This is a genomic window from Pseudomonas sp. Pseusp18 (assembly GCF_059506005.1).
Window position 1 is genome coordinate 1,639,589 of sequence record NZ_CP169240.1, and the last position, 16,954, is coordinate 1,656,542.

General features: G+C 58.2%; 14 protein-coding genes. All 14 read left to right on the forward strand.

Annotation, left to right across the window (positions count from 1 at the left end):
• The first annotated feature begins 57 nt into the window (after nt 1–57).
• On the forward strand, nt 58–1,134 hold the full coding sequence (gene mtnA, locus ACEN9A_RS07280; RefSeq protein ID WP_258672854.1) for an S-methyl-5-thioribose-1-phosphate isomerase: 1,077 nt from the start codon (nt 58–60) through the stop codon (nt 1,132–1,134).
• Nucleotides 1,135–1,470: 336 nt separating this feature from the next.
• The gene (gene gyrA / locus ACEN9A_RS07285) at nt 1,471–4,140 is read left to right on the forward strand and encodes a DNA gyrase subunit A (RefSeq protein WP_258672855.1); all 2,670 of its coding nucleotides are present in this window, start codon (nt 1,471–1,473) and stop codon (nt 4,138–4,140) included.
• Between the two features lie 219 nt (nt 4,141–4,359).
• Nucleotides 4,360–5,445, forward strand: a complete 1,086-nt coding sequence (serC, locus tag ACEN9A_RS07290) for a 3-phosphoserine/phosphohydroxythreonine transaminase (protein ID WP_019650495.1) — start codon at nt 4,360–4,362, stop codon at nt 5,443–5,445.
• Entirely contained in the window at nt 5,445–6,539 is a 1,095-nt protein-coding gene (gene pheA, locus ACEN9A_RS07295; RefSeq protein ID WP_007939916.1) for a prephenate dehydratase, read from the forward strand. Before serC ends, pheA begins: the two co-directional genes overlap by 1 nt.
• Nucleotides 6,540–6,551: 12 nt before the next feature.
• On the forward strand, nt 6,552–7,664 hold the full coding sequence (hisC, locus tag ACEN9A_RS07300; RefSeq protein WP_230174513.1) for a histidinol-phosphate transaminase: 1,113 nt from the start codon (nt 6,552–6,554) through the stop codon (nt 7,662–7,664).
• Nucleotides 7,665–7,692: 28 nt separating this feature from the next.
• Nucleotides 7,693–9,900, forward strand: a complete 2,208-nt coding sequence (locus ACEN9A_RS07305) for a bifunctional prephenate dehydrogenase/3-phosphoshikimate 1-carboxyvinyltransferase (RefSeq protein ID WP_258674150.1) — start codon at nt 7,693–7,695, stop codon at nt 9,898–9,900.
• A complete protein-coding gene (gene cmk / locus ACEN9A_RS07310; protein ID WP_258672856.1) occupies nt 9,897–10,586 on the forward strand; it encodes a (d)CMP kinase in 690 nt (229 codons plus the stop codon). Before ACEN9A_RS07305 ends, cmk begins: the two co-directional genes overlap by 4 nt.
• A 119-nt stretch (nt 10,587–10,705) precedes the next feature.
• The gene (rpsA, locus tag ACEN9A_RS07315) at nt 10,706–12,397 is read left to right on the forward strand and encodes a 30S ribosomal protein S1 (protein WP_018929851.1); all 1,692 of its coding nucleotides are present in this window, start codon (nt 10,706–10,708) and stop codon (nt 12,395–12,397) included.
• A gap of 217 nt (nt 12,398–12,614) precedes the next feature.
• Nucleotides 12,615–12,893: a hypothetical protein gene (locus ACEN9A_RS07320; protein WP_019650498.1), complete on the forward strand. Its 279-nt coding sequence runs from the start codon at nt 12,615–12,617 to the stop codon at nt 12,891–12,893.
• A gap of 150 nt (nt 12,894–13,043) precedes the next feature.
• A complete protein-coding gene (gene ihfB / locus ACEN9A_RS07325) occupies nt 13,044–13,340 on the forward strand; it encodes an integration host factor subunit beta (protein ID WP_003369729.1) in 297 nt (98 codons plus the stop codon).
• A 27-nt stretch (nt 13,341–13,367) separates the two neighbouring features.
• Nucleotides 13,368–13,607, forward strand: a complete 240-nt coding sequence (locus ACEN9A_RS07330) for a LapA family protein (protein WP_019650499.1) — start codon at nt 13,368–13,370, stop codon at nt 13,605–13,607.
• 228 nt (nt 13,608–13,835) lie between these two features.
• Nucleotides 13,836–14,912 carry a dTDP-glucose 4,6-dehydratase gene (rfbB, locus tag ACEN9A_RS07335; RefSeq protein WP_019650500.1) on the forward strand — a complete coding sequence of 359 codons (1,077 nt, stop codon included), beginning with the start codon at nt 13,836–13,838 and terminating at the stop codon, nt 14,910–14,912.
• Entirely contained in the window at nt 14,909–15,802 is an 894-nt protein-coding gene (gene rfbD, locus ACEN9A_RS07340) for a dTDP-4-dehydrorhamnose reductase (RefSeq protein WP_018929847.1), read from the forward strand. The genes rfbB and rfbD overlap by 4 nt, the downstream gene beginning before the upstream one ends.
• On the forward strand, nt 15,799–16,707 hold the full coding sequence (gene rfbA, locus ACEN9A_RS07345; protein ID WP_019650502.1) for a glucose-1-phosphate thymidylyltransferase RfbA: 909 nt from the start codon (nt 15,799–15,801) through the stop codon (nt 16,705–16,707). Before rfbD ends, rfbA begins: the two co-directional genes overlap by 4 nt.
• Nucleotides 16,708–16,954 lie beyond the last annotated feature (247 nt).

Genomic DNA, 16,954 nt, shown 5'->3' on the forward strand with positions numbered 1-16,954 from the left:
TCTTCGCGGGGGGATCGCTATAATCGGCGGCTTTTGTTCATGAGTGCGGGGTGTGGGATGCGCGATCGACTGTTGGCTGCGGAGAAGGTGAAGGCCATCGATTGGCGTGATGGCGCACTGTACCTGCTGGATCAGCGTATTTTGCCGTTCGAGGAAACCTGGATCGCCTACACCAGCGCTGCGGGTGTGGCCGAAGCCATTCGCTCGATGGTGGTGCGCGGTGCGCCGGCTATTGGCATCAGTGCGGCCTATGGCGTGGTGCTGGCGGCCCGTACCCGTTTTGCCGAAGGGGGCGACTGGCAAGCGGCGCTGGAAGAGGATTTTGCGCTGCTGGCTGACTCCCGTCCGACCGCGGTCAATCTGTTCTGGGCCTTGGGTCGCATGCGTGAGCGGCTTGAGCGCCTGAAGGAGCACGCCGATCCGCTGTCGGTGCTGGAAGCCGAAGCCATCGCCATCCACGAAAGTGATCGCGAAGCCAACCTGACCATGGCCCAGTTGGGCGTCGACCTGATCCGCAAACATCAAGGCAACGCCCAGGCGATCCTCACGCATTGCAACACCGGTGCACTGGCCACCGGTGGTTTCGGCACGGCGCTGGGGGTGATTCGCGGGGCGTTCATCGAAGGCATGGTCGAGCGCGTCTACGCCGACGAAACCCGGCCATGGTTGCAAGGTTCGCGATTGACTGCATGGGAATTGGCCAATGAAGGCATTCCCGTGACCCTCAATGTCGACTCCGCTGCCGCGCACATCATGAAAACCAAGGGTGTGACCTGGGTGATCGTCGGCGCCGACCGGATTACCGCCAATGGCGATGTGGCGAACAAGATCGGTACCTACCAGTTAGCGGTCAACGCCATGCACCACGGCGTGCGCTTCATGGTGGTGGCGCCGAGTTCGACCATCGACATGAACCTGGCCAGTGGCGACGAGATTCCTATCGAGGAGCGTGATGGCCGCGAGTTGCTGGAAGTTGGCGGCAAGCGGGTGGGGGCGGATGTGGAAGCGTTCAACCCGGTGTTCGACGTGACCCCGGCCGACCTGATCGATGCGATCGTCACCGAAAAAGGCATCGTCGAGCGCCCGGACACCGCGAAAATGGCCCAGTTGATGTGCCGCAAGCGTCTGCATTAAATCATTCAGGCAGTACGAAATCGGTGTTTACAAGTGAAAAATACGGTTGAATGCCGGTTGATCACGCCTCTAAGCCCCTCTCGTCTCCTTCAAGCCTGTCACCGGTCAACTAACTATGCTCCATGCGCATCTGGGGGATAGGTGCGTGGCGGCTCTTGTGATAACATCCGGCGGTTTCCAGGGTAGCCTGATGTGGCTGCCTTTACTGCGCAGATCCATGGCATAACTCGTTGATTTGTCGTAAGTCGGTGCATGGCACTCAGTCTGCATCGGCGAGCTTCGTTCGTCCCATATGGATGTGACGAAGTTTCACCAGAAAAAGGAATCAGGCTTCTCATGGGCGAACTGGCCAAAGAAATCCTCCCGGTCAATATCGAAGACGAGCTGAAGCAGTCCTACCTCGACTACGCGATGAGCGTAATTGTCGGGCGGGCACTGCCGGATGCGCGCGATGGCTTGAAGCCCGTGCACCGGCGTGTGCTGTTCGCGATGAGCGAGCTGGGCAACGACTTCAACAAGCCGTACAAGAAATCTGCCCGTGTTGTCGGTGACGTGATCGGTAAGTATCACCCGCACGGTGATACCGCGGTGTACGACACCATCGTTCGGATGGCGCAGCCATTCTCGCTGCGTTACCTGCTGGTGGACGGCCAGGGCAACTTCGGTTCGGTGGACGGCGACAACGCCGCGGCCATGCGATACACCGAAGTGCGCATGACCAAACTGGCGCACGAGCTGCTGGCCGACCTGCATAAAGAAACCGTGGACTGGGTGCCGAACTACGACGGCACCGAAATGATCCCCGCGGTCATGCCGACCAAGATCCCCAACCTGCTGGTCAACGGCTCCAGCGGTATCGCCGTGGGCATGGCGACCAACATTCCGCCGCACAACCTCGGTGAAGTCATCGACGGTTGCCTGGCACTCATCGACAATCCGGAGCTGACTGTCGATGAGTTGATGCAATACATCCCCGGTCCGGACTTCCCGACTGCCGCGATCATCAACGGTCGCGCCGGCATCATCGAAGCCTACCGCACCGGTCGCGGGCGCATTTACATGCGTGCCCGCTCGATCATCGAAGACATCGACAAGGTCGGTGGCCGTCAGCAGATCGTCATCACCGAACTCCCTTACCAGCTGAACAAGGCCCGTCTGATCGAGAAGATCGCCGAGCTGGTCAAAGAGAAGAAGCTCGAAGGCATCACCGAGCTGCGCGACGAGTCCGACAAGGACGGTATGCGCGTCGTGATCGAGCTGCGTCGCGGCGAAGTGCCTGAGGTGATCCTCAACAACCTCTACGCCCAGACTCAGCTGCAAAGCGTGTTCGGCATCAACATCGTCGCGCTGATCGACGGTCGTCCGCGGATCCTCAACCTCAAGGATCTGCTGGAAGCCTTCGTTCGTCACCGTCGCGAAGTCGTGACCCGTCGTACCGTGTTCGAGCTGCGTAAAGCGCGCGAACGTGGCCACATCCTGGAAGGTCAGGCGGTTGCCCTGTCGAACATCGACCCGGTCATCGCCCTGATCAAGGCTTCGCCGACCCCGTCGGAAGCCAAGGAAGCGCTGATCAGCACGCCTTGGGAATCCTCCGCCGTGGTCGCGATGGTCGAACGTGCCGGTGCCGATTCGTGCCGTCCGGAAAACCTCGATCCGCAATACGGTCTGCGCGATGGCAAGTACTTCCTGTCACCGGAACAGGCGCAAGCCATTCTGGAACTGCGTCTGCACCGCCTGACCGGTCTGGAACACGAGAAGCTGCTGGCCGAGTATCAAGAGATCCTCAACCAGATCGGCGAGCTGATCCGCATCCTCAACAGCGCCACGCGCCTGATGGAAGTGATCCGCGAAGAGCTGGAAGTGATCCGCGCCGAATACGGCGACGTGCGTCGCACCGAGATTCTCGATGCCCGTCTCGACCTGACCCTGGGTGACATGATCCCGGAAGAAGAGCGCGTCGTGACCATTTCCCACGGTGGCTACGCCAAGACCCAGCCGCTGGCGGCGTACCAGGCTCAGCGTCGTGGTGGTAAAGGTAAATCGGCTACCGGCGTGAAGGATGAGGACTACATCGCTCACCTGCTGGTCGCCAACAGCCACACCACGCTGCTGCTGTTCTCCAGCAAAGGCAAAGTGTACTGGCTGAAAACCTATGAAATTCCGGAAGCGTCCCGCGCTGCCCGTGGTCGTCCGCTGGTCAACCTGCTGCCGCTGGACAGTGATGAATACATCACCACCATGCTGCCGGTCGAGGAATACACCGAAGGTCACTTCATCTTCATGGCCACTGCCAAAGGCACCGTGAAGAAGACCCCGCTGGAGTCCTTCAGTCGTCAACGCAGCGTCGGTCTGATCGCGCTGGAGCTGGATGAAGGCGACGTGCTGATCTCTGCGGCCATTACCGATGGCGATCGCGAAGTCATGCTGTTCTCCGATGGCGGCAAGGTGACTCGCTTCAAGGAAACCGACGTTCGCGCCATGGGCCGTACCGCTCGTGGTGTCCGCGGCATGCGTCTGCCGGAAGGCCAGAAGCTGATTTCCATGCTGATCCCGGAAGAAGGCAGCCAGATCCTTACCGCTTCGGCGCGTGGTTTCGGCAAGCGCACCGCGATCACCGAGTTCCCTGAGTACAAGCGTGGCGGTCAGGGTGTTATCGCGATGGTCAGCAACGAGCGTAACGGCCGTCTGGTCGGCGCGGTCCAGGTGCTTGATGGCGAGGAAATCATGCTGATTTCCGACCAGGGTACATTGGTTCGTACTCGCGTCGACGAAGTGTCCAGCCTGGGTCGTAACACCCAGGGCGTGACCCTGATCAAGCTGGCCAGCGATGAAACGCTGGTGGGCCTGGAGCGGGTTCAGGAACCGTCGGAAGTCGAAGGCGAAGAGCTGGAAGGCGAAGGGCTTGAAGGTGAAGAGGGTGCAGTGTTCGACGGTGAAGTCGTGATCGACGATGTTGCCGACGACCAGCAGCTCGACGCCGCCGCCGACGAAGAGCCGCAGGAGTAAGCGGGCAAGCAGGGGGCGGATGAAGATTCGCCCCCTTGTTGTTTGTCCTCAGGGAACTGTGGAATTGTTTTTAATGTAGGAGCTGTCGAGCGAAGCGAGGCTGCGATCTCTTGATCTGGCTCTTGCTTTCGCTCAGCACTAAAAGATCGCAGCCTCGCTCTGCTCGACAGCTCCTACAGATTTATTGCGTGATACCACCAAATCAGAGCGAGATTGGATGTGAGCAAGAGAGCCTATAACTTCTGTGCCGGTCCTGCGGCGCTTCCCGAAGCTGTCCTGAAGCGCGCCCAGGCTGAACTCCTTGATTGGCACGGCAAGGGCCTGTCGGTCATGGAAATGAGCCATCGCAGCGATGAGTTCGTGTCCATTGCCACCAAGGCCGAGCAGGATCTGCGTGATCTGCTGAATATCCCCTCGAACTATAAAGTGCTGTTTCTGCAAGGTGGCGCGAGCCAGCAATTTGCTCAGATTCCGCTGAACCTGTTGCCGGAAAACGGCACCGCCGACTATATCGACACCGGTATCTGGTCGCAGAAAGCGATCGAAGAAGCCTCGCGCTACGGCCACGTCAACGTTGCCGCGACCGCCAAGCCTTACGACTATTTCGCTGTGCCTGGTCAGAACGAATGGAACCTGTCGAAAGATGCGGCCTACGTTCACTACGCGCCGAACGAAACCATTGGCGGCCTGGAATTCCAGTGGATCCCGGAAACCGGTGATGTGCCGCTGGTCGCCGACATGTCCTCGGACATTCTTTCGCGCCCGGTGGATGTCTCGCGTTTCGGCATGATCTACGCCGGCGCCCAGAAAAACATCGGCCCGAGCGGCATCGTCGTGAACATCGTTCGCGAAGACCTGCTGGGCAACGCCCGTTCCATCTGCCCGACCATGCTCAACTACAAGGTCGCGGCCGACAACGGCTCGATGTACAACACGCCGCCGACCCTGGCCTGGTACTTGTCCGGTCTGGTGTTCGAGTGGCTGAAAGAGCAGGGCGGCGTCGAAGCCATCGGCAAGCTCAATGAAGTGAAGCAGCGCACGCTGTACGACTTCATCGACGCCAGCGGCTTGTACAGCAACCCGATCAACAAGCCTGACCGCTCGTGGATGAACGTGCCGTTCCGTCTGGCCGACGATCGTCTCGACAAGCCGTTCCTGGCCGGTGCCGACGAACGTGGCCTGCTGAACCTCAAGGGTCACCGTTCCGTGGGCGGCATGCGTGCCTCCATCTATAACGCCGTCGATATCGTTGCGGTCAACGCACTGGTTTCGTACATGGCAGAGTTCGAGAAGGAACACGGCTAATGTCTGAGCAAGAACTCAAGGCACTGCGCCTGCGCATTGATGCTCTGGACGAAAAGGTCCTGGAACTGATCAGTGAGCGCGCACGCTGCGCCCAGGAAGTTGCGCGAGTAAAGATGGCCTCGCTGGCCGAAGGCGAAGTGCCGGTGTTCTATCGTCCTGAGCGCGAAGCTCAGGTGCTCAAGCGCGTGATGGAGCGTAACCAGGGGCCGCTGGGTAACGAAGAGATGGCGCGGCTGTTCCGCGAAATCATGTCCTCGTGCCTGGCCCTTGAGCAGCCGCTGAAAGTGGCTTACCTCGGCCCTGAAGGTACCTTTACTCAGGCTGCGGCCATGAAGCACTTCGGTCACGCGGTGATCAGCAAGCCAATGGCGGCGATCGACGAAGTGTTCCGTGAAGTGGCGGCCGGTGCGGTGAACTTTGGCGTGGTCCCGGTGGAAAACTCCACCGAAGGCGCGGTCAACCACACCCTCGACAGCTTCCTCGAACACGACATGGTGATCTGTGGCGAAGTCGAGCTGCGCATTCACCATCACCTGTTGGTTGGCGAAAACACCAAGACCGACAGCATCAGCCGCATCTATTCCCATGCCCAATCCCTGGCCCAGTGCCGCAAGTGGCTGGACGCCCATTACCCGAATGTCGAGCGCGTGGCGGTGTCCAGCAACGCCGAAGCGGCCAAGCGGGTCAAGGGTGAGTGGAACTCGGCGGCGATTGCCGGCGACATGGCTGCCGGCCTCTACGGGTTGACCCGTCTGGCCGAGAAAATCGAGGATCGCCCGGACAACTCCACGCGATTCCTGATGATCGGCAACCAGGAAGTGCCGCCGACCGGCGACGACAAGACCTCGATCATTGTTTCCATGAGCAACAAACCCGGCGCGCTCCACGAATTGCTGGTGCCGTTCCACGACAATGGCATCGATCTGACACGGATCGAGACCCGTCCGTCGCGCAGCGGTAAATGGACCTACGTGTTCTTCATCGACTTCGTCGGCCATCACCGCGACCCGCTGGTCAAAGGTGTGCTGGAAAAGATCAGTCAGGAAGCGGTGGCACTCAAAGTGCTGGGTTCCTACCCGAAAGCAGTTCTCTAAGGGCGGTAGCAAATGAGTGGCAACTTCCTCGCTCTGGCACAGCCGGGCGTGCAACAACTTTCGCCTTACGTTCCGGGCAAGCCTGTGGACGAACTGGCCCGTGAGCTGAACCTCGATCCGGCCAGCATCGTCAAGCTGGCGAGTAACGAAAACCCGCTGGGCGCCAGTCCCAAGGCGCTGGCGGCGATTCGCGAAGCGCTGGCCGAGCTGACCCGCTATCCGGACGGCAATGGTTTTGCGCTCAAAACCCTGTTGGCCGACCAGTGCCGCGTCGAGCTGAACCAAGTGACGCTGGGCAACGGCTCCAACGACATTCTGGAGCTGGTGGCGCGTGCCTATCTGGCACCGGGCCTGAACGCGGTGTTCAGCGAGCATGCGTTTGCGGTCTATCCGATCGTGACCCAGGCCGTTGGCGCCCAGGCAAAAGTGATCCCGGCCAAAGATTGGGGTCATGATCTGCCGGCCATGCTGGCCGCGATCGATGCCGACACCCGCGTGGTGTTCATCGCCAACCCGAACAACCCGACCGGGACCTGGTTCGACGCCGAGGCGCTGGATGAATTCCTGCAGGACGTTCCGGCCCATGTACTGGTGGTGCTGGACGAGGCCTACATCGAGTACGCCGAAGGCAGCGACTTGCCGGATGGCCTGGACTATCTGGCGGCCTATCCGAACCTGCTGGTCTCGCGCACCTTCTCCAAGGCCTATGGCCTGGCGTCGCTGCGGGTCGGCTACGGTTTGTCCTCGGCCATCGTCGCCGATGTGCTCAATCGCGTGCGTCAGCCGTTCAACGTCAACAGCCTCGCACTGGCCGCCGCTTGTGCTGCGCTGCAAGACGTCGAGTACCTGGCTGAAAGCCGTCGCCTCAACCAGTCCGGCATGCAGCAGCTAGAGGCAGGTTTCCGTGAGTTGGGGCTGAGCTGGATTCCATCCAAAGGCAACTTCATCTGTGTCGATCTGGGTCGCGTTGCTGCCCCGGTGTTCCAGGGGTTGCTGCGCGAAGGCGTGATCGTGCGTCCGGTGGCCAACTACGGCATGCCGAATCACCTGCGCATCACCATCGGTTTGCCAGCGGAAAACAGCCGCTTCCTCGAGGCGCTGACCAAGGTTATGGCTCGTGGTTGATGTCACTGCACTGCAATCTGCTGAACCTATGATCGGTCGCCTGGTGGTGGTCGGTCTGGGGTTGATCGGCGGTTCGTTTGCCAAAGGCCTGCGTGAAAGCGGTCTGTGTCGCGAAGTGGTCGGGGTCGATCTCGACCCGCAGTCGCGCAAGCTGGCGGTCGAGTTGGGTGTGGTGGATCGCTGCGAAGAAGACCTGGTGGTGGCTTGCCAGGGCGCGGACGTGATTCAGTTGGCGGTGCCGATCCTGGCCATGGAGAAACTGCTCGCGCTGTTGGCGGGCATGGATCTGGGGCTGGCGATTCTGACTGACGTCGGCAGTGCCAAGGGCAATGTGGTGCGTGCGGCGACCGAGGCGTTTGGCGGCATGCCGGCGCGTTTCGTGCCGGGGCATCCGATTGCCGGTTCCGAGCAGAGCGGGGTGGAGGCCTCCAATGCCGACCTGTTCCGTCGCCATAAAGTGATTCTGACGCCGCTGGATCAGACCGATCCGGCCGCGCTGGCAGTGGTCGATCGGTTGTGGCGCGAATTGGGCGCCGACGTCGAGCACATGCAAGTCGAGCGTCATGACGAAGTGTTGGCGGCAACCAGCCATTTGCCGCACTTGCTGGCGTTCGGTTTGGTCGATTCATTGGCCAAACGCAATGAAAATCTTGAGATCTTCCGTTACGCTGCGGGCGGTTTCCGCGATTTCACAAGAATCGCCGGTAGCGACCCGGTCATGTGGCACGACATCTTCCTCGCCAACCGCGAAGCTGTCCTGCGCACACTCGATACATTTCGCAGCGACCTCGACGCCTTGCGCGACGCGGTCGATGCAGGGGATGGGCACCAATTGTTGGGCGTGTTCACTCGCGCCCGGGTTGCCCGCGAGCATTTCAGTAAAATCCTGGCCCGCCGGGCCTATGTGGACGCTATGAATTCCAACGATCTGATTTTCCTGGCACAACCTGGTGGCCGCCTGACTGGGCGGATTCGTGTACCGGGCGACAAATCGATTTCCCACCGCTCGATCATGCTCGGTTCCCTGGCTGAAGGCGTCACCGAAGTGGAAGGTTTCCTCGAGGGCGAAGACGCCCTGGCGACCCTGCAAGCTTTCCGCGACATGGGTGTCGTCATCGAAGGTCCGCACCATGGTCGTGTGACCATTCACGGCGTCGGCCTGCATGGCCTGAAGCCTGCGCCAGGCCCGATCTATCTGGGTAACTCCGGCACTTCGATGCGTCTGCTGTCTGGCCTGTTGGCTGCGCAGAACTTCGACAGCACCCTGACCGGCGACGCTTCGTTGTCCAAGCGTCCGATGAATCGCGTGGCCAATCCGCTGCGTGAAATGGGCGCCGTGATCGAGACCGCCGCTGACGGTCGTCCACCGATGACCATTCGTGGCGGCAACAAGCTCAAGGGCCTGACTTACACCATGCCGATGGCCAGTGCCCAGGTTAAATCCTGCCTGCTGCTGGCGGGTCTGTATGCCGAAGGCAAGACCACGGTCACCGAGCCGGCACCGACTCGCGACCACACCGAACGCATGCTGCGTGGCTTCGGCTACCCGGTGACCGTTAACGGGGCGACGGCCTCGGTCGAGTCCGGCCACAATCTGACCGCGACCCACATTGAGGTGCCGGGCGATATCTCGTCGTCGGCGTTCTTCCTGGTGGCGGCGTCGATTGCCGAAGGTTCGGAGTTGGTGCTCGAACACGTCGGTATCAATCCGACCCGTACCGGCGTAATCGACATCCTGCGTCTGATGGGTGCTGACATCACTCTGGAAAACCAGCGTGAAGTCGGTGGCGAGCCGGTAGCCGACCTGCGCGTACGGGCAGCTAAACTCAAAGGTATCGAGATTCCCGAAGCGCTGGTTCCACTGGCTATCGACGAGTTTCCGGTGCTGTTCGTGGCGGCTGCATGTGCCGAAGGTCGCACTGTGCTGCGTGGTGCCGAAGAGTTGCGCGTGAAGGAATCGGACCGGATCCAGGTCATGGCGGACGGTCTGCTGGCGCTGGGCGTCAAGTGCGAGCCCACTCCGGACGGCCTCATCATCGACGGCGGCCAGATCGGCGGCGGCGAAGTGCACGGTCACGGCGATCACCGGATTGCCATGGCCTTCAGCGTGGCTTCACTGCGCGCCACTGCGCCGATCCGCATCCATGATTGCGCCAACGTCGCGACCTCGTTCCCGAACTTCCTCGCGCTGTGCGCGCAGGTCGGTATCCGTGTTGCACAAGAGGCTCAGTCGTGATCAGCATTGCACCGGTCATCACTATTGATGGGCCAAGCGGCTCTGGCAAAGGTACTGTCGCCGGGATTCTGGCCAAGCGCCTGGGCTGGAACCTGCTGGATTCCGGTGCACTTTATCGATTGCTGGCTTTCGCCGCGCATAACCATGGCGTCGACCTGACCAATGAGGAATTGCTCAAGAAGCTCGCCGCTCATCTGGATGTGCAGTTCATTGCGGCGACCGACGGTCAGTTGCAGCGCATTATTCTGGAAGGCGATGAAGTCAGCGATGTGATCCGTACCGAGAGTGTCGGCTCGGGTGCCTCGCAGGTCGCCGCCTTGCCTGCGGTTCGCGAGGCGTTGCTGCAGCGTCAGCGGGCTTTTCAGGAGGCGCCGGGTCTGGTGGCCGATGGTCGCGACATGGGTACGGTGGTATTTCCCGGCGCGCCCTTGAAGATTTTCCTCACTGCCAGTGCCGAAGAGCGTGCGCGCCGACGTTACTTGCAGTTGAAGGGCAAAGTCGATGGTGTTAGTCTGTCGAGTCTGCTAGATGAGATACGTGCGCGCGATGAGCGTGACACCCAGCGAGCGGTAGCCCCGCTCAAACCGGCGGCTGACGCCATACAGCTGGATTCCACGGAATTATCCATCGATCAGGTGCTGGAACGCATCATGAGCGAGATCGCCATTCGCGATATCGCCGGGTGACCAAGAGGGCCGCAGGGGACCAGTCATAGTCCTGCGGAGCTTCTTTTAAATGAAACTAACCCACATCGTCTGGGATGTGGAGATGGGCGTATTCTTCGCCCTTATCAACAGGAATTAAAATGAGCGAAAGCTTTGCGGAACTCTTTGAAGAAAGCCTAAAAACCCTGAACCTTCAGGCAGGCTCCATCATCACCGGTGTTATCGTTGATATCGATTACCAAGCTCGCTGGGTAACCGTTCACGCTGGCCTGAAGTCTGAAGCACTCATCCCGCTTGAGCAGTTCTACAACGACGCTGGCGAACTGAACATCAACGTCGGTGACGAAGTTCACGTTGCTCTGGACTCGGTTGAAGACGGCTTTGGTGAAACCAAGCTGTCCCGTGAAAAAGCCAAGCGCGCTGAATGCTGGATTGTTCTGGAAGCAGCCTTCGCAGCCGAAGAAGTGGTCAAGGGCGTTATCAACGGTAAGGTTAAAGGCGGCTTCACTGTCGACGTTAACGGCATCCGTGCGTTCCTGCCAGGTTCTCTGGTTGACGTCCGTCCAGTGCGCGACACCACGCACCTGGAAGGCAAAGAGCTGGAATTCAAGGTCATCAAACTCGACCAGAAACGCAACAACGTTGTCGTTTCCCGTCGCAGCGTCCTCGAAGCCGAGAACTCCGCCGAGCGTGAAGCTCTGCTGGAATCCCTGCAGGAAGGCCAACAAGTCAAAGGTATCGTCAAGAACCTCACCGATTACGGCGCATTCGTCGATCTGGGTGGCGTCGATGGCCTGCTGCACATTACCGACATGGCTTGGAAGCGTATCAAGCATCCTTCCGAAATCGTCAACGTTGGCGACGAGATCGATGTCAAGGTTCTGAAGTACGATCGCGAGCGCAATCGTGTTTCCCTGGGCCTCAAGCAACTGGGCGAAGATCCATGGGTTGCTATCAAAGCCCGTTACCCAGAAAGCACTCGCGTTACCGCTCGTGTAACCAACCTGACCGACTACGGCTGCTTCGCTGAGCTGGAAGAAGGCGTTGAAGGTCTGGTACACGTTTCCGAAATGGACTGGACCAACAAGAACATCCACCCTTCGAAAGTCGTACAAGTCGGCGACGAAGTGGAAGTTATGGTTCTGGACATCGACGAAGAGCGTCGTCGTATCTCCCTCGGCATCAAGCAGTGCAAATCTAACCCATGGGAAGATTTCTCTGGCCAGTTCAACAAGGGCGATAAGATCTCCGGCACCATCAAGTCGATCACCGATTTCGGTATCTTCATTGGTCTGGACGGCGGCATCGACGGTCTGGTTCACCTGTCCGACATCTCCTGGAACGAAGTGGGCGAAGAAGCCGTACGCCGCTTCAAGAAAGGCGACGAGCTGGACACCGTTATCCTGTCGGTTGACCCAGAGCGTGAGCGCATCTCCCTGGGTATCAAGCAACTGGAAAGCGATCCGTTCTCCGAGTACGTTCAAGAGAACGACAAAGGCGCCATCGTTAAAGGCATCGTGAAGGAAGTTGACGCTAAAGGCGCCATCATCACTCTGGCCGACGATATCGAAGCGACTCTGAAAGCCTCCGAAATCAGCCGTGACCGCGTTGAAGACGCGCGCAACGTTCTGAAAGAAGGCCAGGAAGTAGAAGCCAAGATCATCAGCGTTGATCGCAAGAGCCGCGTAATCCAGCTCTCCATCAAGTCGAAAGATGATGCTGAAGAGAAAGAAGCAATCCAGAGCTTGAAAGACAAGCCTGCTGCTGACATCGCTGCTGGTCCTACCACTCTGGGCGACCTGTTGCGTGCACAAATGGAAAAACAGAACTGAGTTCTGTCAGACCATAGAAAAAGGGCGACTTCGGTCGCCCTTTTTTGTGTCTGCGATTTGGTGAATCCCAAGCGTGCTGACGCTGCAATATTTCTTTCGTGAAACCAATGATCTACATAAGTTGTCTGTAACTTCATACAGGTCAATCGTCTATTCAAGGCTAGGCTTAGTCTGAAGTGAACGACCGCCGGGTTGCGCATCCGGCATAAGGAAGTGAATGAACAAGCTCATTGTCGTGATAGCAGTAATGACATTGGCAGGTTGTACCACCAGCGCCAAGACTCATGTGGTGCGCGGCGTCAGTGGTATAGAGGTCGATTGTTCGGGATTGGGCTCAGGATGGGAGAGGTGTCACAAGCGAGCGGCCAAGGAGTGTAAAGGGGCAGGTTATAAAGTCATTGTGAGGTCTGATGACGCCAAGGAGGAAGATATATTCCCTTTCGGTTTCAATCCCGCGGGCTATCTGACACGCACCATGCTGGTTATCTGCAGGTGAGTGTGTGGGTTCAATCAGAGTTCCGGTGCCTTGAAATTGGGCATCTCGCTGCTAGGAACAATATGTCAACACTCGGGCTGTTCAAATTACTCGGGGCATGCTAAAACCTTTGAAGCGCTGATCTAGCTGCTTGAAAAAGAAGGGAAAAATATGACGAAGTCGGAGTTGATCGAACGAATTGTCACCCATCAAGGGCTACTCTCATCCAAAGATGTAGAGCTGGCCATCAAGACCATGCTTGAGCAAATGTCCCAATGTCTGGCCACTGGTGATCGAATCGAGATCCGTGGTTTTGGCAGCTTTTCACTGCACTATCGCGCGCCGCGCGTGGGGCGTAATCCAAAAACAGGTCAGTCCGTCAGCCTCGACGGCAAGTTTGTTCCGCATTTCAAGCCAGGCAAGGAACTGCGCGATCGTGTGAACGAAGATGAGGAGGAAGGGCTTTGACGGCTTCCGCACTTCAAGGAGCCGCTGATGCGTAACCTCAAGCGCGTACTCCTCGCTGTATTTGTCCTGTTGCTCGTTCTGGTGATCCTGGCGTTCGTTCTTGAGAACCAGCAACGCGTGTCCCTGCTGTTCTTCGGTTGGGCGGGCCCACAGTTACCTGTGTCGTTGATCATGGTGATTGCGCTGCTGGTCGGCATGATAATAGGACCGATTCTGGGGTGGTTTCTGGGGCGTGCGTCCAGAGCCTCACGCAAGCGTCTTGTCTGATGTGACAATCCCGTCGTGCGAGTTGGGTTGACGTCACAGCTTGTCCATATCCATTAGTAAAACCTTCATTAAGCTGTAAAATGCTGCGCTTGGCCGATTAGGGGGGATTCCCGCATCGGTTCAGACTGACTCTGTCAGAAGCCATGGCTGACTTGATGGCTTTTGCATTCATGGATTAGACGGTGCGCGGTTGGCGGCCCTGTCAGCAACTCAAGGGTATGGTTTCGCGTGAAAATTCTAGTAACTGGCGGCGCCGGGTTCATCGGTTCAGCAGTCATTCGTCATATCATCTCCAACACTGCCGACTCTGTCGTTAACGTCGATAAACTGACTTATGCCGGTAACCTTGAGTCGCTGGCCGAAGTCAGCCAGAACTCGCGTTACGTGTTCGAGCGCGTCGACATCTGCGACCGTGATCAGGTGGATCGTGTCCTGCGTGAACATCAACCGGATGCCATCATGCATCTGGCCGCAGAATCCCACGTTGATCGCTCGATCTCCGGTCCGTCTGAATTCATCCAGACCAACATCATCGGCACTTACACCTTGCTGGAAGCTGCACGCCACTATTGGGCGGCACTGGACGATGCGCGTAAAGCCAACTTCCGCTTCCACCATATTTCCACCGACGAAGTCTACGGAGACCTTGAAGGTCCGGAAGACCTCTTCACCGAAACCACGCCTTATCAGCCAAGTTCGCCGTACTCGGCCAGCAAGGCCAGTTCCGATCACCTGGTTCGCGCCTGGAGCCGTACCTACGGCCTGCCGACCCTGGTTACCAACTGTTCGAACAACTATGGTCCGTTCCACTTCCCTGAGAAATTGATCCCGCTGATCATTCTCAACGCACTGGAAGGCAAGCCGCTGCCGGTCTACGGCAAAGGCAATCAGGTTCGTGACTGGCTCTACGTCGAAGACCACGCCCGCGCACTGTACAAAGTCGTGACCGAAGGCGTGATCGGCGAGACCTACAACATCGGCGGCCATAACGAGAAGCAAAACATCGAAGTGGTGCATACCCTTTGCGCACTGCTTGATGAACTGCGTCCAGACTCTGCTCATCGTCCACACGCCAGCCTGATCACCTACGTTCAGGATCGCCCGGGCCACGACCAGCGTTACGCGATCGACGCCAGCAAAATCCAGCGCGAGCTGGGTTGGACACCGGAAGAAACCTTTGAAACCGGTATACGCAAGACTGTCGAGTGGTACCTGAACAACACTGAGTGGGTGGCTCACGTGAAGAGCGGCAGCTACCAGCAATGGATCGACCAGAACTACACGGACCGTTCGGACAAAGCATGAAAATTCTCCTGTTGGGAAAAAACGGCCAGGTCGGCTGGGAGCTGCAGCGCTCTCTTGCGCCTCTTGGCGAACTGATCGCCCTGGACCGTCATCCGGTCGATGGTTTGAGCGGCGACCTGTCTGACCTCAATGCACTGCGCGCGACGATCCGTCAGGTTAAACCCGACGTCATCGTCAACGCAGCGGCCTACACTGCGGTCGATAAAGCTGAATCCGAGACTGAGCTGGCCGATCGTGTGAACGGTCAGGCGAGTCAGGTTATGGCTGAAGAAGCCGCATCTCTAGGGGCTTGGCTGATTCACTACTCGACCGACTACGTGTTCAGCGGTGAAGGTCTGACGCCGTGGCAAGAAACCAATGCCGTCGCACCGGTGAATCACTACGGTGCCAGCAAACTGGCCGGCGAGCAGGCGATTATTGCCTCGGGATGCAAGTACCTGATCTTCCGCACCAGTTGGGTCTATGGTGCTCGCGGTAACAACTTCGCCAAGACCATGCTGCGCCTGGCCAAGGATCGCGAAACCCTGAGCGTCATCGCCGACCAGATCGGCGCCCCTACCGGCGCAGACCTGATCGCTGACGTGACGGCGCTGGCTATTCAGCAAGTGTTGCAGCGTCCTGAGCTGGCGGGTCTTTATCACTTGGCGGCCGCCGGCGAAGTGTCCTGGCACGGCTATGCCAGCCATGTGATCGGTTTTGCCAAGGCCAACGGTGAAGAGCTTGCTGTCACAGCGATCAATCCGATCGAAACGACCGCCTACCCGACACCGGCGCGCCGCCCTCTGAATTCCCGATTGAATACTCAGAAGCTGCGCGACAATTTTTCTTTGCACTTGCCGGATTGGCAAAGTGGTGTCACCCGAATGCTTATGGAAGTCCTGAACAAATGACCACGACAAATCGTAAAGGCATCATCCTCGCTGGTGGCTCGGGTACTCGTCTGCACCCGTTGACCCTCGGCGTGTCCAAGCAGATGCTGCCGATCTACGACAAGCCGATGATCTTCTATCCGCTGTCGGTGTTGATGCTCGCCGGTATACGCGAAATCCTGATTATCTCCACCCCTGAAGACCTGCCGTGCTTCCGTAAATTGCTGGGTGACGGCAGTCTGTACGGCATCAAGCTGACTTACGCTGAGCAGCCAAGCCCGGACGGTCTGGCGCAGGCGTTCATCATTGGTGAAGAGTTCATCGGCAAGGATCCTTGCTGTCTGATCCTGGGCGACAACATCTTTTACGGTCAACACTTCTCGGACAATCTGCGTTCGGCCAGCGCTCAAGAGCATGGAGCGACGGTATTCGGCTATCACGTATCGGACCCGGAGCGTTTTGGTGTAGTGGAGTTCGACGCTGCCGGCCACGCTTTGAGTATCGAAGAAAAGCCACTGAAGCCAAAATCGAGCTATGCGGTGACGGGGCTGTACTTCTACGACAACCAGGTTGTCGAGATCGCCAAGAATATCAAGCCATCCGCGCGTGGTGAGTTGGAGATCACTGATGTCAACCGTGCGTACCTCGAGCAGAAGACCCTCAAAGTCGAAATGCTTGGTCGCGGCTTTGCCTGGCTGGATACCGGTACACATGATTCGTTGCTGGAGGCGAGCCACTTCGTGCATACCATTGAGAAGCGGCAGGGTTTGAAAGTTGCCTGTCTGGAGGAGATTGCTTACAGCAGTGGCTGGATTTCCGCCGCTGAGCTGTCGGCTCAGGCAGTGCGTCTCAGTAAGACTGGTTATGGTTCCTATCTGGAAAAGCTTTTGAAGGCGCAGGATTGTCGAGGCTTGAGTGAGAATTGATCGTGGCTGACGATTGATATTATTTTGATGTCGATTTGAAGAAATCGTTTGTTTTCAAATGATTTTCGTATCTGCCCTTCGCATGAGTTATTTATTCCCGGTACTAGCTGTAGAATGGCCGGCAGAACTATCTGACCCCATTCAGTGCTGCATGCCTCAGGCTTATTGGGCCCGCACTCCTGGCTCCGACTTATCGAGATCGCCTCAAAAAATTGAGGCGGGAATACGGATAAGTGGTCGAGCTAGC